Origin of the sequence: Mesorhizobium sp. M0408 (assembly GCF_040321495.1) — a bacterium.
In the GTDB taxonomy this organism is placed as follows: Bacteria; Pseudomonadota; Alphaproteobacteria; order Rhizobiales; family Rhizobiaceae; genus Mesorhizobium.
Genome location: NZ_JAMYRO010000011.1, coordinates 175,799 through 197,299 on the forward strand (window position 1 = coordinate 175,799; position 21,501 = coordinate 197,299).

At 61.2% G+C, this 21,501-nt stretch carries 23 protein-coding genes; 5 read left to right on the forward strand and 18 right to left on the reverse strand.

All coding sequences use genetic code 11. The annotated features are described in order from the left end of the window. Positions 1-19 precede the first annotated feature (19 nt). The 5 genes from NKI67_RS15530 to NKI67_RS15550 all read right to left on the reverse strand — a co-directional run bounded on the left by NKI67_RS15530 (position 20) and on the right by NKI67_RS15550 (position 3,664). Positions 20-1,057, reverse strand: a complete 1,038-nt coding sequence (locus tag NKI67_RS15530; RefSeq protein ID WP_352645825.1) for an endonuclease/exonuclease/phosphatase family protein — start codon at positions 1,055-1,057, stop codon at positions 20-22. A gap of 80 nt (positions 1,058-1,137) precedes the next feature. Further along, a complete protein-coding gene (locus NKI67_RS15535) occupies positions 1,138-2,640 on the reverse strand; it encodes an AMP nucleosidase (RefSeq protein ID WP_352540756.1) in 1,503 nt (500 codons plus the stop codon). An 80-nt stretch (positions 2,641-2,720) separates the two neighbouring features. After that, complete coding sequence (locus NKI67_RS15540; RefSeq protein ID WP_352454349.1) at positions 2,721-2,915, reverse strand: hypothetical protein; 195 nt, start codon at positions 2,913-2,915, stop codon at positions 2,721-2,723. 41 nt (positions 2,916-2,956) lie between these two features. Further along, a complete protein-coding gene (locus tag NKI67_RS15545; RefSeq protein WP_023718367.1) occupies positions 2,957-3,109 on the reverse strand; it encodes a hypothetical protein in 153 nt (50 codons plus the stop codon). Between the two features lie 210 nt (positions 3,110-3,319). Then, complete coding sequence (locus tag NKI67_RS15550; protein ID WP_352645826.1) at positions 3,320-3,664, reverse strand: DUF2147 domain-containing protein; 345 nt, start codon at positions 3,662-3,664, stop codon at positions 3,320-3,322. Positions 3,665-4,123: 459 nt separating this feature from the next. Between NKI67_RS15550 and NKI67_RS15555 the strand changes: the two genes are divergently transcribed. Both NKI67_RS15555 and NKI67_RS15560 read left to right on the forward strand, forming a co-directional pair. Further along, positions 4,124-4,390 carry an SEL1-like repeat protein gene (locus NKI67_RS15555; protein WP_010915070.1) on the forward strand — a complete coding sequence of 89 codons (267 nt, stop codon included), beginning with the start codon at positions 4,124-4,126 and terminating at the stop codon, positions 4,388-4,390. Between the two features lie 388 nt (positions 4,391-4,778). After that, positions 4,779-5,900, forward strand: coding sequence for a branched-chain amino acid ABC transporter substrate-binding protein (locus NKI67_RS15560; protein ID WP_352569848.1), 1,122 nt, complete (start codon positions 4,779-4,781; stop codon positions 5,898-5,900). Between the two features lie 98 nt (positions 5,901-5,998). Here the strand turns inward: NKI67_RS15560 and NKI67_RS15565 are convergent, their stop codons facing one another. The 11 genes from NKI67_RS15565 to NKI67_RS15615 all read right to left on the reverse strand — a co-directional run bounded on the left by NKI67_RS15565 (position 5,999) and on the right by NKI67_RS15615 (position 14,719). Further along, positions 5,999-7,987, reverse strand: a complete 1,989-nt coding sequence (locus NKI67_RS15565) for an acetyl/propionyl/methylcrotonyl-CoA carboxylase subunit alpha (protein ID WP_352645828.1) — start codon at positions 7,985-7,987, stop codon at positions 5,999-6,001. A gap of 111 nt (positions 7,988-8,098) precedes the next feature. After that, positions 8,099-8,473 (reverse strand): hypothetical protein, encoded by a 375-nt coding sequence (locus NKI67_RS15570; RefSeq protein WP_023677798.1) that lies wholly within the window; start codon positions 8,471-8,473, stop codon positions 8,099-8,101. A 43-nt stretch (positions 8,474-8,516) separates the two neighbouring features. Continuing rightward, the gene (locus tag NKI67_RS15575; RefSeq protein ID WP_245274740.1) at positions 8,517-8,897 is read right to left on the reverse strand and encodes a hypothetical protein; all 381 of its coding nucleotides are present in this window, start codon (positions 8,895-8,897) and stop codon (positions 8,517-8,519) included. 29 nt (positions 8,898-8,926) lie between these two features. Beyond that, positions 8,927-9,301, reverse strand: coding sequence for a hypothetical protein (locus tag NKI67_RS15580; RefSeq protein ID WP_352645854.1), 375 nt, complete (start codon positions 9,299-9,301; stop codon positions 8,927-8,929). Positions 9,302-9,416: 115 nt separating this feature from the next. Continuing rightward, positions 9,417-9,947: an O-acetyl-ADP-ribose deacetylase gene (locus NKI67_RS15585; RefSeq protein WP_352645830.1), complete on the reverse strand. Its 531-nt coding sequence runs from the start codon at positions 9,945-9,947 to the stop codon at positions 9,417-9,419. A gap of 1 nt (position 9,948) precedes the next feature. Further along, positions 9,949-11,556 (reverse strand): carboxyl transferase domain-containing protein, encoded by a 1,608-nt coding sequence (locus tag NKI67_RS15590; protein ID WP_352645832.1) that lies wholly within the window; start codon positions 11,554-11,556, stop codon positions 9,949-9,951. Positions 11,557-11,560: 4 nt separating this feature from the next. Next, entirely contained in the window at positions 11,561-11,944 is a 384-nt protein-coding gene (locus tag NKI67_RS15595) for a type II toxin-antitoxin system VapC family toxin (RefSeq protein ID WP_352645834.1), read from the reverse strand. Further along, positions 11,941-12,333, reverse strand: a complete 393-nt coding sequence (locus NKI67_RS15600; RefSeq protein ID WP_023677794.1) for an AbrB/MazE/SpoVT family DNA-binding domain-containing protein — start codon at positions 12,331-12,333, stop codon at positions 11,941-11,943. Before NKI67_RS15600 ends, NKI67_RS15595 begins: the two co-directional genes overlap by 4 nt. Before the next feature lie 82 nt (positions 12,334-12,415). Beyond that, on the reverse strand, positions 12,416-13,579 hold the full coding sequence (locus tag NKI67_RS15605; protein ID WP_352645836.1) for an isovaleryl-CoA dehydrogenase: 1,164 nt from the start codon (positions 13,577-13,579) through the stop codon (positions 12,416-12,418). 48 nt (positions 13,580-13,627) lie between these two features. Then, the gene (locus NKI67_RS15610; protein ID WP_352645838.1) at positions 13,628-14,290 is read right to left on the reverse strand and encodes a TetR/AcrR family transcriptional regulator; all 663 of its coding nucleotides are present in this window, start codon (positions 14,288-14,290) and stop codon (positions 13,628-13,630) included. 150 nt (positions 14,291-14,440) lie between these two features. Further along, positions 14,441-14,719, reverse strand: a complete 279-nt coding sequence (locus NKI67_RS15615; RefSeq protein WP_023677791.1) for an acylphosphatase — start codon at positions 14,717-14,719, stop codon at positions 14,441-14,443. A 199-nt stretch (positions 14,720-14,918) separates the two neighbouring features. Between NKI67_RS15615 and NKI67_RS15620 the strand changes: the two genes are divergently transcribed. After that, positions 14,919-15,419: a MarR family winged helix-turn-helix transcriptional regulator gene (locus NKI67_RS15620; RefSeq protein WP_352645840.1), complete on the forward strand. Its 501-nt coding sequence runs from the start codon at positions 14,919-14,921 to the stop codon at positions 15,417-15,419. 32 nt (positions 15,420-15,451) lie between these two features. Here NKI67_RS15620 and NKI67_RS15625 read toward each other — a convergent pair whose 3' ends face one another. Further along, the gene (locus tag NKI67_RS15625; protein ID WP_352645841.1) at positions 15,452-16,564 is read right to left on the reverse strand and encodes a pyridoxal phosphate-dependent aminotransferase; all 1,113 of its coding nucleotides are present in this window, start codon (positions 16,562-16,564) and stop codon (positions 15,452-15,454) included. A gap of 119 nt (positions 16,565-16,683) precedes the next feature. Between NKI67_RS15625 and NKI67_RS15630 the strand changes: the two genes are divergently transcribed. Then, entirely contained in the window at positions 16,684-18,336 is a 1,653-nt protein-coding gene (locus NKI67_RS15630; RefSeq protein ID WP_352645842.1) for a tetratricopeptide repeat-containing sulfotransferase family protein, read from the forward strand. A gap of 80 nt (positions 18,337-18,416) precedes the next feature. Further along, positions 18,417-20,069 (forward strand): tetratricopeptide repeat-containing sulfotransferase family protein, encoded by a 1,653-nt coding sequence (locus NKI67_RS15635; protein ID WP_352645844.1) that lies wholly within the window; start codon positions 18,417-18,419, stop codon positions 20,067-20,069. 263 nt (positions 20,070-20,332) lie between these two features. Here the strand turns inward: NKI67_RS15635 and NKI67_RS15640 are convergent, their stop codons facing one another. Beyond that, positions 20,333-21,484, reverse strand: a complete 1,152-nt coding sequence (locus NKI67_RS15640) for a porin (RefSeq protein WP_352471037.1) — start codon at positions 21,482-21,484, stop codon at positions 20,333-20,335. Positions 21,485-21,501: the final 17 nt, after the last annotated feature.

A 21,501-nucleotide genomic window follows, 5' to 3' on the forward strand; every position in this document is an offset into this window, starting at 1 on the left:
GAGATTGGACTGCGGATTTTCAGCTTCGCGTCCCGCCAGGCAGCGCCGCAAGCGCGGTCGCCGTCTGGTGCTCGTCGAGCGGCTTTTGTTCATCCGACCGAAGCGAAAACTCCACCAGCACCGGCAGATGGTCTGAGCCGGTGTCCTCAAGGGTCGACGCCGAATGGATAACAATGGCGCCCTTGCTGAAAACCTGGTCGATCGGCAGTCCGGCGAAGCGCAGGAAATCCGGCAGCCTTCTGTAGAGCCAGGTCGGCCCGACCGACGGCATTACAGTCAGCTTGCCAAGCGATGCGACGCGCCGGACAGCGGCGCTCCATGGCGCTGCGTTGCAGTCGCCTGCCAGGATCGACGTCTCGCCAAGTGAGGCGATTTCGTCAGACAACCCTCCAATCTGCCGTGATTGGTTGTGCGGCCATGGCCAGGTGAGGTGGATGGCGGCGACATCGACGTCGGTTCCGCCGAAATCGACCGTGGCGATCGCCATCGCGCCGCGGCTGTCGCAGTGCGGCTCCGTGCCTATGGCAAACGGTCGTCTGGACAGCAGCGCAACGCCGAACACGCCATTGGGATATGGGCAGAGGATCCGGTGGGGATAGGCGCCTGATAGCAGCCCAAGCTTTGCCTTCCACATCTCGGACACCTCGTCGAGGGTGATCACATCAGGCTGGGTCCGGCCGATCAGCGACAGCACCTTCTCAGGCGTTGGATTGTTGAACCTGAGGTTCATCTGCAGCAGGCGGTAGACTGGCTCGTCACCGGGTTTGGCTTCGTAGGCGGCCTGCACCTGCCATAGCCGCGAAAGCGGCAAGGCATTCGGCGTGGTGGCAAAGGAGGCTATCGCAAACAGCAATGCGGCCGCGGCCTGCAGGCGAAACGAGGTGGCGAGCAGCGGCAGCGCGCAAAGCGCCATCAGCACCGAAAAATGGACGCGGAAATGAGCAAAGGAATCGAGGGCCGGATGCAGCGATCCGAAGAACCCGGCCACCAGCGCGGCCGAGAGTGCAAGCATTGCGACGAATGCCAGCGCAACCGTCATGTCCCGAACACGTGCCATCGCCTTGTCTATCGGCAGAAGTGCGGCTCAATCAAGATGACGAAATGTCCTGACCTGGACAGACACATGCGATTCGGCATTTACTGGAAGGCAGTTTCCGAAAAGCTCCTGAGTTTGCGCGAATGCAGTCGGTCCATCGGCATTTCAGCCAGCTTCTCCATCGCCCTGATGCCGATGGTCAGGTGCTGCGCTACTTGCCGCTTGTAGAACTCGGTCGCCATGCCCGGCAACTTCAATTCGCCATGCAGCGGCTTGTCGGATACGCAAAGCAGCGTGCCATAGGGCACCCGGAAGCGGAAGCCGTTGGCGGCGATCGTCGCCGATTCCATGTCGAGCGCGATCGCCCGTGACTGCGACAGCCGCTGGACCGGCCCGCGCTGGTCGCGCAGCTCCCAATTGCGGTTGTCGATAGTGGCGACGGTGCCAGTGCGCATGATGCGCTTGAGATCATATCCGGAAAGCCCGGTGACCTCGGCGACCGCTTCCTGCAGAGCCACCTGGATTTCGGCTAGCGGCGGGATCGGCACCCAGACCGGAAGATCGTCGTCGAGGACATGGTCTTCTCGTACATAGGCATGGGCCAGCACATAATCCCCGAGCGCCTGCGTGTTGCGAAGGCCGGCGCAATGGCCGAGCATCACCCAGGCATGCGGCCGGAGCACCGCAATATGGTCGGTGATCGTCTTGGCGTTGGAAGGCCCAACGCCGATATTGACCATGGTGATGCCGCCATGATTCGGCTTCTTCAGATGATAGGCCGGCATCTGCGGCAGGCGAGGGGGCGCAGCACCCTCACCGGGCGCGCCGTCCCCTGCTTTGGTCACGATGTTGCCCGGCTCGACGAACTCGACATATCCATCACCGCCATTGGCCATCAATTCGCGTGCACGGGCGACGAATTCGTCGATGTAGAACTGGTAGTTGGTGAACAGCACGAAGTTCTGGAAATGCTGGGGACTGGTCGCCGTATAATGCGACATCCGGTGCAGCGAATAGTCGATCCGCTGCGCGGTGAACGGCGCCAGCGGCCGTGCCTCGCCCAATGCCACTTCGAACGTGCCGTTGGCGATCTGGTCGTCGGTGCCGTCGAGATCCGGCACGTCGAACAGGTCACGGATCGGCCGTTTGATGCGCTCGGCAGCAGTGCCGTCGACATGCGTGCCTTCGAGGAAGGCGAAATGCAGCGGGATGGGAGTGGTCGATTCCGAAACCGTGACGGGAACGCCGTGATTGCGCATGATCAGCCGAAGCTGTTCGGTGAGGTAGCTTTCGAAAAGAGCAGGCTGGGTGACGGTGGTTGAGAAATGCCCCGGCGTCGGCATGTGGCCATAGGCCTGCCGCGAGTCGATTTGCGTGAAGGAACTCGTGGTGACGCCGATCTCCGGATAGAAGGCCCGGTAGCGCTTGTTGTTGTCACCGCCAGCGGCGAGCGCGGTAAATGAATCGCGCAGGAACTTGGTATTGCGGTCGTAAAGCACCTGCAAGGCGGCGACCGCCTTCTTGGCGTCGTTGAAGCTCTGCCGGCCAAACGGCTCCGGCGTGACCACCGATTCAATGGCTTGGGGATAGATTCGCTTTTCCATGACCCAATATAGAGAGTTGGACGCGCGGTTGGGAGGGGGTAAGGCGGCCTCAATACGCGCTGTCGGCGTTTTTCGGTCTGCTAACCGCGCTGAAGGCTAACCAGCAGCACAAAGCCGAGGCCTGACTTCCTCAACGCAGGCGCCTCGATCGTCGAGCCGGCATTGGTGCGCATCGTCGGCACCGCCAGTACCGGTACCGAAAGAACAGTCAGGATGAGCGCCGCGCGCGGCAGCAGCCGAAGCGTCTTGAGGGTGTTGGCGGCGAGGCGGTTCATTGGCGTTTTGCTTTTCTCTAAAGGTTCAGCTCTTTGTCGTTTCAGTGGCGAAGCTGGTTCGGGCAACCGAGCCGGCAGGAAATGGCGACGTCCCAGGCGCGGGCCGGGCGGCCGGCTTCGGCGACAAGGACGGCGAACAACATGCCGAACAGGCTCATCAGCAGGCAGACGATGGTGAAGCGGCGGGCAAGCATTGCGCGGTGTCTCCTTCAACACGCATGACAATGCCTTGCCCAGCGTGAACCGGCTCTGATCCCGGCGTTCATCTGGGGTTCAAAAATGGTTGATGATCTCTGAGAGGGTCCGCGTTGAGTGCAGCGACCCATGGCGACGCCATGGCTGCGAGACCGATAACATGAAAACGGGGCCGACTGGCCCCGCTCACCCCGGCAGGAAGGGCACGATCAGAGCTTGTGCCAGGTCTGGCTCTTGCAGATCAGCCCGCCGAGCACGCAGCCGCTCATCTTGAGCGAACTGCCGGAAAGCGAAGCCTTGCCCGAATAAGTCTTGTCGGTTTCCGGGTCGGTTATGGTGCCGGCATATTTGTTGTCGCCGGCAATCTTCAGTGAACCGATGTTCTTGCCGGCAAATTTGCCGGATTTGAGCGTAATCGAAAATGCCCCGCCGCCACCCGAAATGGCGGCAGTCGATCCGGCTTGCGTTTTCCAATTGCCTTCGATCGGATCGGCCCATGCCGCGCCGGTCATCATTATTGCGGCCGCGAGGGCCAGGCTCACTTGTCGAAACATGTCTTTCCTCCCTCAGGTAAGTCCAATCGGGCTCCGTCCCGGGTGTCTGCCCCTTACGCAAACGTAAGCTAGTCCAGCTCCCGGAAAAACAAAAGCGGTGCCGCGACGGAAGGGTTGCGGGTCTTTGCCCGCTCCCGATCGGCCGCGCCGGCGAAAAATGAAACGGGCCGCACACGTCTTTGTCTTCTGTGGTTAGCGGAGTCTTGATCCGCGCCTCGCAAGTTTTCTTCAAATCTTGTGCAAACCGGCGCGATTGCTGGCTTTGTATCCTTAACGAATTTTCGCGTTTACCTCTTGTTTTAGCTTTGTTTTCCTCAAATTAAGCACGCCATTTAACGACGGATTCAAGCCTCCGGAGCATTCTCGAAAGCATCGAAAGAGCGGCCGCCCCCGACGGTAATCAAGGACACCGAGGGACAGACGGAGACAGCTCTCGGGAGCCAGAACAGGGGATTTGAAATGGCACGTTTTGAAATGCTTGAAGCCGGCTTCGGCGCCATGGGGGCAACTGCCCAGGCCGATATTCTTTTCGAGTTGGGCATGATGTATGCGACTGGCCGCGATTGCGAGACCGATGTCGTCGCCGCCCACAAATGGTTCAACATCGCCGCGATCAAGGGTTCGGCCCGCGCCGCGGAACTGCGCTCCGAATTGTCTGCCGCCATGTCGAAGGTCGAGATCGCCAAGGCGCTGCGCGAAGCTCGCGAATGGATGACGATGCACTGAATTCGCCGGCATCGACTTCACAAGGGTACTGACCTCACAACAGGGACGCTTCGGGTCAAGGCCGCGCAGAGGGCCGGGCCCGAAAAATCAAGGCCGCGCAAGACGGCCGGGCCAACAAGATCAAGAACACGGCGGACGAGCCGCGCCATAAACCGTACAAACAGGGAAGGCGAGCGGATCCTGGTGGGGATACCTCGGGAGATCGATGAGAAAAGCTGCGACCGGCCGGAACAAGGCTGGCGCGGCTTTGTCTTTGGGACTGCGTGTGCAGGCCCAATCGAGCGCCGACGATGCGCCTAGACAGCTCCGGTGAAGGATGAAATTCTCCCGCCACTCTGGAAGAGGCGCGGCCGGGATGGTCGCGCGAGAATGGAGGAGTTGTGTCACCATGAAGAAATTCAGTATTTTGAGCGCCGCCATATTTGGTCTGATGATGACCGCGCCGGTCGCCTTCGCCGACGACATCACCTTTTCGGTGGTCGGACCGATGACCGGTCAGCTTGCCACCATCGGCGATCAGTTCAAGCAGGGCGCGCAAGCCGCCGCCGACGCGATCAACGCGGCGGGCGGCGTCGACGGCCGCCAGGTCAAGCTCGACATCGAGGATGACCAGTGCGATCCGAAGCAGGCGGTTTCGGTCGCCAACCGCATCATCGCCAACGGTGTCAAGTTCATCGATGGCCACGCCTGCTCAGGCTCCAGCATCCCGGCCTCCGCTGTCTACGCCGAAGCCGGTGCGCTGATGATGAGTCCGGCTTCCTCGAACCCGGTGTTGACCGACGCAGCGGCGAAAGCCGGCTGGCCGACGATCATGCGCCTCTATACGCGCGACGATGCGCAGGGCGCTTTCATCGGTCCCTGGATCGCCAAGAAATATGCCGGCAAGAACGTCGTCATCCTGCACGACAAGAGCGCCTATGGGCAGGGCGTGGCCGATGCCGTGAAGGCAACGATGAACCAGAACGGTCTCAATGAAATCCTCTACGAGGGCATCAACGCTGGCGAGAAGGACTATTCCGCTCTTGTTACCAAGCTCAAGGAGCTGAAAGCCGACGTCGTCTATTTCGGCGGCTATCACCCCGAAGCCGGCCTGATCCTGCGTCAGTCGGCGGAGCAGAACCTCAAATTCCAGTTGATCATGCCGGACTCGATCGCTTCGCCGGAATTCTGGCAGGTTGCCGGTCCGGCCGGCGAAGGCACCATGTTCGTCTTCCCGTCGGATCCGCAGGCGAAGCCCGAAGCCAAGGAAGCCATCGCCAAGATCAAGGCCGGCGGCTTCGTGCCGGAGGGCTTCACGCTGTTTTCCTATGCGGTGATCCAGGCCTTCGCCGAAGGCATCAAACGCGCCGGCAGCGACGATCCGGCAAAGGTCGCCGAAGCGTTGAAGAACGGCCAGCCGATCAGCACGGTTGTCGGGTCAGTCACCTTCGACGAGAAGGGCGACCTCAAAAACGCCAGCTACGACATCAACCAGTGGCATGACGGCAAATACGCGCCGATCCAGCCTTGATGGCCGCGGCGCCGCAAGACGCGCTGCTGTAATCGAATATGGCCGGGGTCAAACCCGGCCATATTGTTTTTGGCGACGCCTTTGTCACGCGTTCGAGATCACTTCGTGGATAGGGAAACAGCAGTCAACTGAGGTTCCTCGGCAAAGCGAACCAGCACTGTGCCGTCGGTTACCTGCGCGCCTTCGGCAGCAATCTCGGCGATAACCCCGTCATGGGGCGCGGCAATGGTGTGCTCCATCTTCATCGCCTCCAGGATCAGCAGCGGCTGGCCCTTGATCACGGACTCGCCTTTGGCTGCACGCACCAATTTGACCAGGCCGGGCATTGGAGCGCGCAGGCTGCCGGAAGCGGCGGCGGCTTCGTCGGCTCGGGCCAGCGGATCCGGCACGGCAAAACCGTAGCCGATGGCGCCATCGAAGACCGTGACGTGACCCGGCCAGCGGGCGAGGCGAGGCGCCGCGCGGAGATCCCGCGAATTGACGCTGTCATAGGGCGCATCCAGCGCCACCTCGAACCGCCCGTCCGGCCGCACCGACACGCGCGCGCCGATCTCCTGCTCGCCAAACTTCAGCAGGGTGCGCCGCGCTACAGCGTGGAAATGCGCATAGCCGGCCAGTGACGACCAGGGATCGTCCGAGGACGGCAAGTCGCGCGCACCGGACGCGGCAAGTGCCGCGGCGGCAATCGTCTCACCGCTCGGCGGCGGAACCGCCGTCAACGCCTGCTGGTGCCTGGCGATCAGGCCGGTATCGACATCGCCCGCCGCAAAATCCGCATCAGCGGCCAGCGCGGCAAGAAAGCCAGTGTTGACCGTCGAGCCGGCGATTTCGGTCTGCGACAGTGCCGTGCCAAGCGCGATGAGGGCCGTCCGTCTGTCCTTGCCATGAACGATCAGCTTGGCGATCATCGGATCGTAGAACGGCGAAATCGCATCGCCAGCGCGCACACCGGTTTCGACGCGCATGGTCGCACCCTCCGGTGCCGGCTGCGGAAATTTCAAATGGTGCAAGGTGCCGGTCGCCGGCAAAAACCCTCTTGCCGCGTCCTCGGCATAGATGCGCGCCTCGAAGGCGTGGCCGGAGAGCGCGATCTCGCTCTGCGTCTTCGGCAGTTTTTCGCCGGCGGCTACCCGCAACTGCCACTCGACCAGGTCGATGCCGGTAACCATTTCGGTGACGGGGTGCTCGACCTGCAGGCGGGTGTTCATTTCCATGAACCAGAAACGGTCGGCCTTCAAACCTTGCGAGGCATCGACGATGAACTCGATGGTACCGGCGCCGGAATAGTGGATTGCCTTGGCGGCTTTCACCGCCGCCTCCGTCATCGCCTTGCGCAGTGCCGGCGTCATGCCGGGGGCAGGGGCTTCCTCGATTACTTTCTGATGGCGGCGCTGCGCCGAGCAGTCGCGTTCGTGAAGATGCACGGCGTTGCCGAAATTGTCACCAAACACCTGCACTTCGATGTGGCGCGGCTTGTCGACATATTTTTCCACCAAGACGCGGTCGTCACCGAACGCGGCTTTCGCCTCGCGCCGCGCGCCCGACAGTGCTTCCGAAAAATCATCGGGATGCTCGACGCGCCGCATGCCTTTGCCGCCGCCGCCGGCGCGCGCCTTGATCAGTACGGGGTAGCCTATCTCGCGCGCCTTGGAGGCGAGCAACACGATCTCCTGCGCTTCGCCATGATAGCCCGGAACGACAGGCACGCCGGCCTTTTCCATCAGCCGCTTGGCCGCGTCCTTCAGTCCCATGGCACGGATCGAGGCCGCCGACGGCCCAATGAAGATCAGCCCCGCCGCGACCACCTGGTCGACGAAATCAGGGTTCTCCGAAAGAAAGCCGTAGCCCGGATGGATGGCCTCGGCACCTGTGGCCAAGGCCGCCGCGATGATCTTGTCGCCGCGCAGATAGCTTTCGTTGGCGGGAGAGGCGCCGATATGCACCGCTTCGTCGGCCATTTCGACATGCAGGGCGTGAGCGTCGGCGTCGGAATAGACGGCGACGCTGCGCACCCCCATCCTGCGTGCCGTGCGGATCACCCGGCAGGCGATCTCGCCACGGTTGGCGATCAGGATCTTGGCGAACATCGGGCCTCCACAGGCAGAGCTGCCGCCAACGGCGCGAATTCTCGTCACGCGAACTGCGGCAATGCCCTGCTTTGTAGTCTGGCGGTCAAAGGGTAGGCAAGCGAGGCCTGCCTACTTTGAGGCCGCGATTTCGCAAGCTCCCCCGGTCGTGACCCTGTAACGGTCGCGGGTAACCTGGCAGGATTTCATCGCCATATCCTCGGCAGCCTTTTGCGAGGGCGCATTCAAGCGCGAGCCGCACAGGATGTACAACGAACGCACCCGGGAATACGGAGTGGTCGCATAAGCTGAATGGCCGCTGGCCGCCACATAGGCCTTATATGCCTTGGTGCATGGCCGATCCGCGGTCGCCGGAAAATACGGGTAGAAGCGGACGTCGCCCTTGCTTCCAGCCAGCGATTCCGCCGCGCCGACATTGGGGCTCGAGATTAGAAGCAACCCGGTTATCAGCGAGAAGACTGCTTGTTTGACGCTTATAGATTTCATTTTTCCCACCCATTGAATACGTCGAAGGCCGACGAGTGTCGGTCTATTTGGAGGCAGCTATGGCGCAGGCCCCTGCAGTCGTGACCTTGTACTTGCTGCGCGCGGACTGGCAGGATTTCAACGCCAGCGCCTCCGCAGCCTTCTGGGATGTTGCATTCAGATAAGCACCGCAAATAGTGAATTCGGTTGCCCAGTTGAATGGCGTCATCGCATAGGCCGAGTGACCGCCAGCCGCCACATAGTCCTTGTAATTCTTGCCGCAGCCTCCGATTGTACCCGGTGCAAAATAGACCGGAAAGCGGCTGTCGCCCTTGCTTCCCGCCAGCGATTCGGCGGCGCCGACATTCGGTGCAGAGGCCACAAGCAGTGCAAGTACCGACATGGTTGCTCGCTTGATTGATAAAGATTTCATTGCCAAACCCATTTGAACCCCAAACACTGAAATATATTCGCCTACTTGGAGGCAGCGATTTCGCAGCCGCCGCCTGTTGTAACTCTGTAACTGTTGCGGGCGGCCTGACAGGATTTCAACGCCAATTCTTCGGCAGCTTGCTGTGACGGTGCATTCAAGCGCGAGCCGCAGATGATGTACAGAACACGCACCCGGGAATACGGAGTGGTTGCATAGGCTGAATGGCCGCCGGCCGCTACATAGGCCTTGTAGGCCCTGGTACACGGATCCTTCGGGCTCTGCGGCAAATAGGGATAGAAACGGGTCTCGCCCTTGCTTCCCGCCAGCGACTCCGCTGCGCCGATGCCAGGGGTCACTAATATAAGCAATCCTGCAAGTAAATGCACAGTTGTTCTCTGAAAAACCCGCCGCCTCATCTTCGCCCAATCCCCATTGGTATTTGCGATGATCAATAGCCGTGATTCTTTCGTCTGGCCAGATCGAGAAGCAAAAAATAGTCTGGAGATGTGGTGGGTTGTCTCCCGCGCAGGGTCACACCCTGCCGAGTGAAGTAACGACCCGCTGATACAATTCGGCCGTCGGCTCGTCGAAGCAGCAGAAAATGACGGTTTCCGGAACGATGTTCTGGCCGATGAAGGCGCTCACGGTCCCGACAGCAATTTGCGTCGCCTGATCCTTCGGATAGCGGTAGGCCCCGGTCGAGATCGCTGGAAACGCCACCGTCCGGCAGTCCTTTGCGGCGGCGATTTCGAGCGACCGGCGATAGCAGGAGGCGAGCAGTTCGGCTTCTCCGTTGCTGCCACCTTGCCAGACCGGCCCGACCGTATGGATGATGTAGCGCGCGGGCAGCTTGTAGCCCTTGGTGATGTTTGCGTCGCCGACCTTGCAGCCATTCAATGTCCGGCATTCTGCCAGAAGCTCGCGGCCGGCCGCGCGGTGAATGGCGCCGTCCACGCCACCGCCGCCGAGAAGCGAGGTGTTGGCGGCGTTGACGATGGCATCGACCGCCAGCTTCGTGATGTCGCCGGTTTGAATGCGAATCCTCTGGCCGGTTTCGCTCATCTCACATCCTGAACACGCCGAAGCGTGTCTCCTCGATCTCGGCGTTGAGCGCGGCCGAAAGGCTGAGCGCCAGCACCTCGCGGGTCTTGGCCGGGTCGATGATGCCGTCGTCCCAGAGCCTTGCCGACGAATAGAGCGGGTGTCCCTCGTGCTCGTACTTCATCAGAATCGGCTTCTTGAATTTCGCTTCCTCCTCAGCGCTCCATTCCCCGCCCTTGCGCTCGATGCCTTCGCGCTTGACCACGGCCAGCACCGTTGCCGCCTGCTCGCCGCCCATCACCGAAATGCGGGCATTCGGCCACATCCACAGGAAGCGTGGCGAATAGGCGCGTCCGCACATGCCGTAATTGCCGGCACCGAACGAGCCGCCGATGATCACGGTCACCTTCGGCACCTTGGCCGTTGCGACCGCCATGACCAGCTTGGCGCCGTCCTTGGCGATGCCGCCGGCCTCGTATTTTCGCCCGACCATGAAGCCGGTGATGTTCTGCAGGAAAATCAGCGGGATCTTGCGCTGGCAGCACAGCTCGATGAAGTGCGCGCCCTTCAGCGCGCTTTCCGAAAACAGCACGCCATTGTTGGCGACGATGCCGACCGGCATGCCGCTGAGATGGGCGAAACCGGTGACCAGCGTGGTGCCATAATTCTGCTTGAACTCATCGAACTCGGAACCGTCGACGGTGCGGGCGATTACCTCGCGCACGTCGTAGGGCTGGCGCAGATCCGTCGGCACGATGCCGTAGAGTTCATGTGGATCGTGAAGCGGCGGAATCGATTTCTGTAAGGCAAGGCTTACAGTCTTGTTCCGATTCAGGTTTTTGACGATACGCCGGCATATGGCCAGCGCATGCTCGTCGTCGAGCGCATAGTGGTCGGCAACGCCGGAAAGCCTTGTGTGCACGTCGGCGCCACCGAGGTCCTCGGCGGTGACGTCCTCGCCGGTGGCCGCCTTCACCAGCGGCGGCCCGCCGAGAAAGATGGTCGCCTGGTTGCGCACCATGATTGTCTCGTCCGACATCGCAGGCACATAGGCGCCGCCGGCCGTGCACGAACCCATGACGCAGGCGATCTGCGGAATGCCGGCGGCCGACATGTTGGCCTGGTTGTAGAAGATGCGGCCGAAATGATCGCGGTCGGGAAACACCTCGTCCTGGTTGGGCAGATTGGCGCCGCCGCTGTCGACCAGATAGACGCAAGGCAGATTGTTCTGCAATGCGATCTCCTGTGCACGCAGATGCTTCTTCACCGTCAGTGGATAATAGGTGCCGCCCTTCACCGTGGCGTCATTGACGACGACCATCACTTCGGTGCCTTCGACGCGGCCGATGCCGGCGATGAGGCCGGCCGAAGGGATGTCCTCGCCATACATCGACCATGCCGCGAACTGGCCGATTTCGAGGAAGGGCGAGCCTGTATCGAGCAATTGGGCTAGGCGTTGCCGCGGCAGGAGCTTGCCGCGGGAGACGTGCCGCTCACGCGCCTCTTCCGAGCCACCGCGCTCGATGGCGGCGGCTTTTTCAGCAATATCGGCGACCAGCGCCCGCATGCGCTCGGCATTGGCGCGGAAGGCATCGGAGGCGGACGACATCTGAGAGGTGAGGGGGGCCATGGCGCTACCGGATCAGCTCGATCTTGCAGCCGACATCGAGGTCGCCCCAATCGCGATCAGCGGTGACGGCAATGGCATTCTCGCGAATTGCCAGCGCCAGGCAAGCCCGATCGCCCAGCGACAAGCGGCGATGCCGCGTCAATTGGCGAAGCTGCCCGGCGGCGATGCCCATCGCGTCGTCGAAAACGGCGATCGGCATGCCGAGACTGGCGAGGTCGTCCGCGGCCTGTTCCATGCTGCGTCCCTTGTCGATCAGCTTGGCGATGATTTCGGCCGCATTGACCGAACTGCATTGTGCATCCGGCGCGAACCCCAAAGCATTATCGGTGCCTTGCTCGTTGAGCAGGATTGCGAGCGCCGCCGAACTGTCCATGACGTAGGGCTTCATTTCGCCCGCTTTCCTGTCGTCCCTTCGGCGTGAAGCCGGTCCAGACGCTTGTCGCTTCGACGCTGCTCTTCCCGCCGCTCCTTCAGAAATTCGTCGACGACGCTTTCACCGGGCTGTTTCAGCGCCGACAATTCGGCCTGGACGCGTCGCAGATTCTGCAGCCACGATCTTACCCGCAGCTCGCCGTTTTCGACATGAAGGATCATGTCCTCGCCAGGCTTCACGCCCATCTCCTCGCGCATCGCGGCAGGGATGACGAAGCGCCCGCCCTCGCCAAGCTTGACACGCTCGCGTTTCGCCGGAGCGCGAAGCTGTGGTTGGCGAGCGCCGGCATCGAACCGTGCTTGCGGATCTTCGTCAAATCCGGACTTTCCCGTTTTGCCAGCCATGGTCCGTCTCGCCTGTGTTATGGCACATATTCCGAAGTGTGCCACATCGTGCGGCTTCTGGCAAAATCTCAAAAAGACGCCATCAGGCGCCCTCCGCCATGATTTCCCGCCCGATCAGCCAGCGACGGATTTCGCTAGTGCCGGCGCCGATCTCATAAAGCTTGGCGTCGCGCAAAAGCCGCCCGGTCGGGTAATCGTTGATGTAGCCGTTGCCGCCCAAAAGCTGGATGGCGTCGAGCGCCATCAGCGTTGCCTTTTCGGCGGCGAAGAGAATACAGCCGGCAGCATCCTTGCGGGCCGTCTCACCGCGATCGCAAGCGGCGGCCACGGCATAGACGTAGGCGCGCGCCGCGTTCATCGTCGCATACATGTCGGCGAGTTTGCCTTGCACCAGCTGGAATTCGCCGATCGGCTGACCGAATTGCCTGCGTTCATGCACGTAAGGTATCGCCACGTCGAGGCACGCTGCCATCAGCCCGACCGGGCCGCCGGCCAGCACGGCGCGTTCGTAGTCGAGGCCCGACATCAGCACCTCGACGCCGCGCCCTTCCTCGTGCAGCACATTGTCGAACGGCACTTCGACATTCTCGAACACCAGCTCGCCGGTGTTCGAGCCGCGCATGCCGAGCTTGTCGAGCTTTTGCGCCACGGAAAAACCGGCAAAAGCCTTTTCGACGATGAAAGCGGTGATGCCGCGCGAATTGAGTTCCGGATCGGTCTTGGCGTAGACGACCAGCGTCTCGGCGTCCGGCCCGTTGGTGATCCACATTTTGGTGCCGTTCAGCACATAGCGATCGTTGCGCTTTTCGGCGCGCAGGCGCAGCGACACCACATCGGAGCCGGCACCCGATTCCGACATCGCCAGTGCGCCGACCTTCTCGCCGCTGCAGAGCGAAGGCAGATATTTTTCCTTCTGCGCCTGCGTTGCCCAGCGGTTGATCTGGTTGACGCAGAGGTTGGAATGGGCGCCGTAGGAGAGGCCGACCGAGGCCGAGGCGCGCGAAATCTCCTCCATCGCCACGACATGGGCGAGGTAGCCCATGCCGCTGCCGCCGAAATCGGGATCGGCGGTGATGCCGAGCAGGCCGAGCCCGCCGAGCTCCGCCCACAGATGTGCCGGGAATTCGTTCGAGCGGTCGATCTCGGCGGCGATCGGTGCTATCTTTTCCTGCGCGAAGCGCCGCACCAGGTCGCGCAGCGCCTCGATGTCTTCGTCAAGCCCGAAGTTGAGCGTCTGCGTGTACATGCCGTTCCTCCCGGCGCACGATCCCGAAAATCGGGATCATGCGCGAAATCAAGTTGCTAGAGCGTCCTTTGCGCGCCCGATTAGAGGCGCGGCGTCGTAGCTCGTTGACGCGCCATCGCTCTTTGCTCCAACAAGGCGCATTGTCATTGCTAGATATGTAGCGGTGACTTCGGCGATCGACAGTCGTTCGCCCGGCCGGAACCAGACGATGACGCCGGTCATCATCTGGATCAGCGCCATGGCGGTGAGCCCGGTGTCTTCGATGCTGAATAACCCCGCTTCGACGCCGTCGCGCAGGATGGCGCGCAGCTCCTTCTCGTAGGCCGTGCGCATGCGCAGGATCTGCGTGAGTTTTTCATGCGACAGGCTGCGCAGCTCCATGTTCGAGACATGGGTGGAGTGGCGGCGTTCGATATGGAAAGCGATGTGGTTTTCGACATAAGCGGCAAGCCGCGCTGCCGGATCGGCGCCGACAGGGCGTGTTGCGCGCCACGCCTCGATCAAGCCTTCCATATGCTCACGCATCAGCATGAACAGAAGGTCCTGCTTGGTCGGGAAGTAGCGGTACAGCGCCGCTGCCTGGACGCCGACCTCGGCCGCCAGCTGGCGCATCGACATCGCCTCGTAGCCGAGACGCGCAATCAGGCTGACCGCCGCCTCGCGGACCGCAGCTTCGGTCTTCTCTCCGTCGGAACCGGTCGTACGCGCCATGACAAGCCGCCTTTTCGCGGATAATAAAACAAACGTTCAATTAATTCAAGGACCGAGGCATGTCCGGGCAGGGCAATGGCTTCAGATTTGCTCTATCTGCACCCTGGAGAATTTTGTGCGATGGAAGCGAATGAGCAGGACCATGCCTTGCTAGGCAACAATCCTGAAATCGGCCGACGTGTCGCGAGCCTCGATCTCTTCGACATCGACCTTTGAAACCGCTGCCCCTGGCGGCCCTTGCCAAAACCGTTCGATCATCGTCGAGACCGCCGCCCCGGTCCCTGCGATCAAGGCTGTCACCGAGCCGTCAACTTCGTTGCGCACCCACCCGGCAAGGCCAAGCGCCGACGCCTCGCGCCGCACCCAAACCCGGTAGCTGACGCCTTGCACCTTGCCGTATATGCGTACCTGCACCGTACGATCGGTCATCGCGCTCTCCATCCTTTGAGTCGAGTCTGGCGCATCGCCGCGCAAATTCAACCGCGCAACGTGCATCGAAGGTTTCTCTCCGGTCGCTATCCGCCAGATTTCGCACTGCGAGATAGGTGGCGCCTCCACCGATGATTGACTAAGTCAAATAATAGGCGATCATGGCCCTGACGGAGCGGTCCGTCCGAAGGAGGTCGACATGCCGGCCGATCGGAATGCCCTTGTCGCGGAGATACGTGGCTTCAATCGCTTCTACACGCGCCTGATCGGGCTGCTCGACCTGACCTTGACGCACAGCGTCTATACGCTGGGCGAGGCGCGGCTGCTGTTCGAATTGGGCGGCCGATCCCGCGCTGTCGCCAATAGCGGCGGTGAGGCAGGGTTTCTTGCACGGGCGTTCCACCTCGATCTCCGGCCGGCGGCCTCCGAAATCGCTGCCGAACTCCGGCTCGATCCGGCCTATGTCTCGCGCGTCCTGAGGAGGTTCGCCGCCGCTGGCCTGACCGAGACACGCTCTGACCCAGCCGATCGGCGCAGACGTATCCTGTCGCTGACCGCTCGCGGAAGTGCTGAGCTCGCCAGGCTTCAGGCTGCGGCGGATCGCGACCTCGCCCGGCTGACGGCCGGCCTCGCCGATGACGCGGCTGCCGAATTATCGGACGCCTTGAAGCGCGTCATGCGTCTGCTCGGGGAGAAATAGCGGGCAGCACTGGAATCCCGGCGTTGCGCTCTTCAGTTCCCCCGCGCTGCCGCCAGTGCGCCAGGCAGTTCCTCGGCAAAGATGTCGAGCTCGTGGTCGAGGCCGACACTGACCCGGATGCAGCGGTCGAGAACCGGCACCATCGGCTTGCGGATGAAGACGTCGCGTGACAACAGCGCCTGTAGCACTTTCAGTGCGAAAGCGCCGTCGCGGCCGCAGTCGATGGTGACAAAATTGGTCGCCGAAGCCAGCGGCTTCAGCCCGTTCGCTTCGGCTATTGCGGCAATGCGTCGACGGCCGGCGGCGACCCGCGCCACCACGCTCTCCAGCCAGGCCTGATCGGCAAGCGCCTCGACACCGGCGATCTGCGCCATGCGGCTGACGCCATAGTGGTTGCGGATCTTCTCGAAGTCCCGAATCACCTGGGCCTCGGCCACCGCATAGCCGCAGCGTATGCCGGCCAGCCCATAGGCCTTGGAGAAGGTGCGCATGCGGATGACGTTCGGCCGCGCGACATCGATCGGCGGCAGCGCTGAGGCTGGCGCTAATTCGCCATAGGCTTCGTCGAGCACCAGCATTGTGGTCTCCGGCAAGGCTTCGATGAAGCGGCTGAGCTCGGCGGCTTCCCACCAGCTGCCCATCGGATTGTCCGGATTGGACAGGTAGACCAGTGGCGCCTTTTCCCTGGCCACTGCCGCCAGCAGGCCATCGAGGTTTTCCCGATCGTTCTCGTAGGGCACTGCGACCAGCCGGCCGCCGACGCCGGCAACATGAAAGTTGAAGGTCGGATAGGCGCCGAGCGAGGTCACCACCGCATCGCCCGGCGCCACATACATGCGCGCAACCAGGCTGAGCAGCCCGTCTATGCCTTCGCCAATGACGACGTTTTCGCCACCGACGCCGAGATGCCCGGCGGCGGCCACCCTCAGATCGTGATTGTCAGGGTCGCAGTACATCCACATGTCGCCGGCAATCTCAGCCATGCGGGCAATGACGCGCGGGGAAGGGCCAAAACTGCTCTCATTGGCGCCGATGCGGGCGCGAAAGGCGCGGCCGCGATCACGCTCCTGCGCCTCCGGGCCGACAAACGGTACCGTGGAGGGAAGCGCGTCGATGAGCGGCGTAAGGGGAGGGCGCAGGCGCATGATAGGGCTCGTTCGAAAGGGGGCCTTCTTGCTAGCCTGCCCGCTTGGCCTGCGCAAGTTCCGCGGCAGGCGGGAACGTCAGGCTGGATTCTCCCGGATCATTTTGCTAGCGAGACATGATGAGCAACCGACTGCCACCCGCTTGGTCCAAGCACATAAAGTCCCGCCCGGCGCCGAACGTGCAACCGCCGAAAGCGAAACCGCCGTCGCGCGCGCAGGCCGACGATGCGCTGCTGCGACAGGCGTATGGCTTGCAGCAGGCCAAGCGGTTGGCCGAGGCTAAGGAACTGTGCCGTCGCGTGCTGGAGCGCACGCCCAACCATCCCTTGGCTTCGTATATCATGGGCACGCTATTCATCGGGCTCGACGATGAAATTGCATTGCGATATTTGGCCCGAGCCGTCGGCGAGGAGCCTCAAAACCCCTTTTATCACCTTAGTCTGGGTGAAGTTTATCTAAAAGTCAGCGAATATTCGCCCGCAATCAGGCACATTCAGCAAGCATTGAAGTTGAAGCCCGATTTGCTGGAGGCGCTTTGCGCATTGGGACGCGCTTACGTCGAATTCGACAAGGCTGACATGGCTGTCCCGGTTTACGAGAAAGCGCTCAAGATCAACCGCGATCATCCTCGCGTTCGGACAGGACTGGCCAGCGCACTCACCGGTCTCGGTCGCGTGGACGAAGCCGAAGTCTATCTGAAAGAAGCGATCGAACGTCGCATAGCCATGCCCGCTGCCTATAACGAGCTTGTGCATACGCGCAAATTCACCGAGGAGCCGGCCGAACTTAAGTCCATCCTGCGCGAACTGGGTTACCCAAAGCTTGACCCCGAAAGTGCGATGAGACTTCATCACGCAGCCGGCAAGGTGCTGAACGACCTTGGGCGCTACGAGGACGCGATAGATCATTTCAAGAAAGGCAAGCAGGCCGCAGGCTATAAGTTTGATCTGGAAGCCTATCGCCGCTGGGTCGACTCTACGATCGAGCTCTTCAACCCGGACATGGTGGCTGCCAGTGCGGGTCATGGAAGCCCATCGGAAGTGCCCGTGTTTGTGTTGGGAATGCCCCGGTCGGGGACCACCCTGACCGAGCAGATTTGCGCGAGCCACCCGGATGTTCACGGCGCAGGAGAACTTAAAAAGCTAAGGCGAGCCGCAAATGCTACCGGCCTCACCAGGCATTCGGCACGGGCTTTGGGCCAATCGATCGTGCCGATCAACCCTGACCTGTCCAAAATCCTGGCCGAGGAGCACCTGTCCTACCTTCGTGAGCGTTCGCCGACCGCACGTCGCATAGTCGACAAGATGCCCCGGAATTTCGAACTGATAGGCCTCATAGGCCTTCTCTTTCCCAACGCGCGGATTATTCACTGTCGCCGCGACGCCATCGACAATTGCCTCTCGTGTTTTTTCCAGAATTTCTCGAAGGGACACAGCTACATCGCCGACCTGCAGACGCTCGGGCTGTTCTACCGTGAATACGATCGCCTGATGCGGCATTGGGACAAGGTTTTTCCAGGACGCATCTTCGAAAATCGCTACGAGACGCTGGTTGCGGATCAGGAGGCACAATCGCGCCGTCTTATCGATTATCTTGGATTGCCCTGGGACGATGCCTGCCTGCGCTTCTTCGACAAGCAGGGATCGGTCAACACGGCCAGTCGCTGGCAAGTCCGGCAGCCGATCTACAGGTCATCTGTCAAGCGCTGGAAAAATTATGAGGGCAAGATCCAGCCGCTGATCGACGCCTTGGGCGACCTAGCCGAACTTTGAACAAGGAGGGCGCCCGACAGGATAGGCCAGCCCTTCAGGCCAGGCTGGATTCTCCCGGACCATTTTGCTAGCGAGACATGATGAGCAACCGACTGCCGCCCGCTTGGTCCAAACACATAAAGCCACGTTCGGCGCCGAACGTGCAACCGCCGAAAGCGAAACCGCCCTCGCGCGCGCAAGCTGACGACATGCTGCTGCGACAGGCGCTCGAACTTCAGCAAGCCAAGCGGCTCCCGGAGGCGGAGGAATTATGCCATCGCGTTCTCGCCCGCACGCCCAACCACCCGCTTTCGCTCTACATCCTCGGCACGTTGGGACTCGGTATCGACGATGAGTTGGCTCTCAAATATTTTGCGCGGGCAGTAAGCCAGACGCCTCAGAATCCATATTTCCACCTTAGCCTGGGAGAGGCCGGTCTGAAGCTTGGCGACAGCTTGCTTGCGATCAGGCACCTGCAGCGCGCCTGCGAATTGAAACCCGATCTGGTGGAAGCGCTTTGCGGACTGGCGCGTGCCTACGTCAACTTCGACAAGGCCGAGATGGCTTTGCCCCTTTACGAGAAGGCGCTAAAGATCAACGGCGACCATCCCATGGTCCGGATTGGTCTGGCTGGTGCGCTCACCAGCCTCGGCCGCATGGACGAAGCCAGAGCCTATCTCGATCAGGCAATAGAACGTCGGGTCGATGTTGGGGCAGCCTACAATTACCTGGTCGACACGCAAAAGTTCACCGAAAAACCTGCCGAGCTCGACTCTATCCTGCGCGAACTCTCCAATCCCAGGCTCGAACCCGTTGCTGCATCGCAGCTCCACCACGCGGCAGGCAAAGTGCTGAACGATCTTCAGCGCTATGAAGAGGCGATAGATCACTTCAAGAGGGCGAAAAAGGCCGCTGGTCACGATTTCGACCTGGAGTACTACCGCCGAAGCGTCGATTCCATGATCGAGATATTCAGCCCGTCACTATTGGAAGCCAAGGCTGGCCACGGCAGTCCGTCTGAAGTGCCTGTGTTTGTGCTGGGCATGCCCCGGTCGGGGACGACGCTGACCGAGCAGATCTGCGCGAGCCATCCGGATGTCCATGGCGCCGGGGAGCTTACGAAGCTGCGGCGAATCGCGAACTCGATGGGCTTTAGAATACTGTCGGATGAGGACCTGCGCAGTTCGATTATGTCGATGACGAGGGATCAGTCGAGGGCGCTGGCCGAAGAATACCTGTCTTATCTGCGCCAGCACGCGCCTGCCGCGCCCCGCATCGTCGACAAGATGCCGCACAACTTCGAGTTTATCGGCGTGATTGGAATTCTCTTTCCCAACGCACGCATCATTCATTGCCGGCGCGATGCCATCGACAATTGCGTCTCCTGCTTCGTCTTGCATTTCACCAAGGACCACGGCTACAACGCCGACCTTGAGACGCTCGGGTTGTACTACCGCGAATATGATCGCTTGATGCGGCACTGGGACAAGGTCTTTCCCGGACGTATTTTCGAAAGCCGCTATGAGACGCTGGTTGCGGATCAGGAGACGCAATCGCGCCGTCTCATCGATCATCTCGGCTTGCCTTGGGACGATTCCTGCCTGCGCTTTTTCGAGAGGAGCGGATCGGTCAATACCCCCAGCCGCTGGCAGGTCCGGCAGCCGATCTATAGTTCGTCCGTCAAACGCTGGAAAAAGTATGAGAGCGCAATTCAGCCGCTGATTGACGCCTTGGGCGATCTGGCTGAAATTTGAACAAGTAGGATGCGCCCGATCGGCCGAGGTCGATCGTGACTTGCTGTCGAGATACATTGATCCGGTAGGCCAGCTCTTCAGATCGGCCCAAGTTTTTCTTTTGCACGAACAAGCGTGCGGAGCGAGCATTGCATTCGACCAGCCCTGCGATCGGCTGCTCAGCAGCAGCCTGCATTATGCATCGAGAGTTGACAGCTGCGTCGCGCCGATACGAAAAACCCGGCGGTTGCCCGCCGGGTTCAATCTCAATCTAGCTCGGACTGTTAGAATGAGCGCTGGAAGCGGAGCATCCCGCCGACGCTGTCCTTGTCGTCGGCATTGGTCCAGTTGCGATCGTAGGCTTTATCAAACTGGCCGTCGCGGGCCCAATCGACTTCGGCAGTGATCGTGAGACCGGGAACGATATCGTAGGCAATGTTCGCAGCGACGCCGTAGTTCTTGTCGTCGTCAGCCGAGGCCTGGAGATTGAACGAGGTCTTCTCGTTGATGGTGTAGGTGCCACCACCCCAGACTGCCCAGTTGCCGCCCCACTGCTTGTAGAAGTTGCGGTCGATGTTGTCGTCAGAGCCGTAGCCGGCCATGATGAACAGTGTCAGGTTCTGTATCGGCGTAACGTCGACGCGAACCTTGCCGGCCCACTCTTCCCAGGTGCTGTCATAGGCGGCGACACCGGTGATCGAGCCCCAGCCCTGCGTGTATTTGATACCGCCGACGACATACGGGACATAGCTGTCGATGGAATCATTGCCGCTGTTGCTGTCTTGGAAAATGCCAGGATCCGCGGCGGCACTGCCCGACCCGGTTTCCAACGAAGCCACGGCCGAGAAGCCGTTTCCGGCATCGAAGTAATACTGAACGACGTTGGTGTCGAAGCCGCCGTAGGGGACCAGCGTATCCTGGATGACGTTGCCGGCGTAGCCGATGAAGGTATCGAAGGCCGATTCGTCCTTACCGACGCGCAAACCACCGAGCTGGACCCAGGCAAAGTTCAGCGAAACACTCGTACCGCCATTGAAGTTGTCATCAAGGTAATCGTTGTGGTTACCCCAGTTGAAGCGGGTCTCGGTGTAGGTCTTCAAGGTGCCGAGCTCGGTTTCCTGGCCGGTCCAGGTCTTCAGCGTGAAGCGGGCGTGTTTGTAGTAGGTATCCTGCGAGTCGCCGTCCTGCTGATCGGTAGTCTTTGCACCGTCAAACGAGCCGACGTCACCGATGCCGATGTCATAGCGGACGTAGCCGCCGATGCGCAGGCAGGTTTCGGTGCCGGGAATGTAGAAGTAGCCGGCGCCGTAGACGTCGCAGATCTTGACGTATTCAGCGGGTTCCGGCTCGGCGACGACGACGGCGTCGGCGGCGCGCGCACCGGAAACTGCGATCAGTGCCGCAGCGGAGCCGAGAAGAAGGCTCTTGATGTTCATTTTCTGACCTCCAGTCA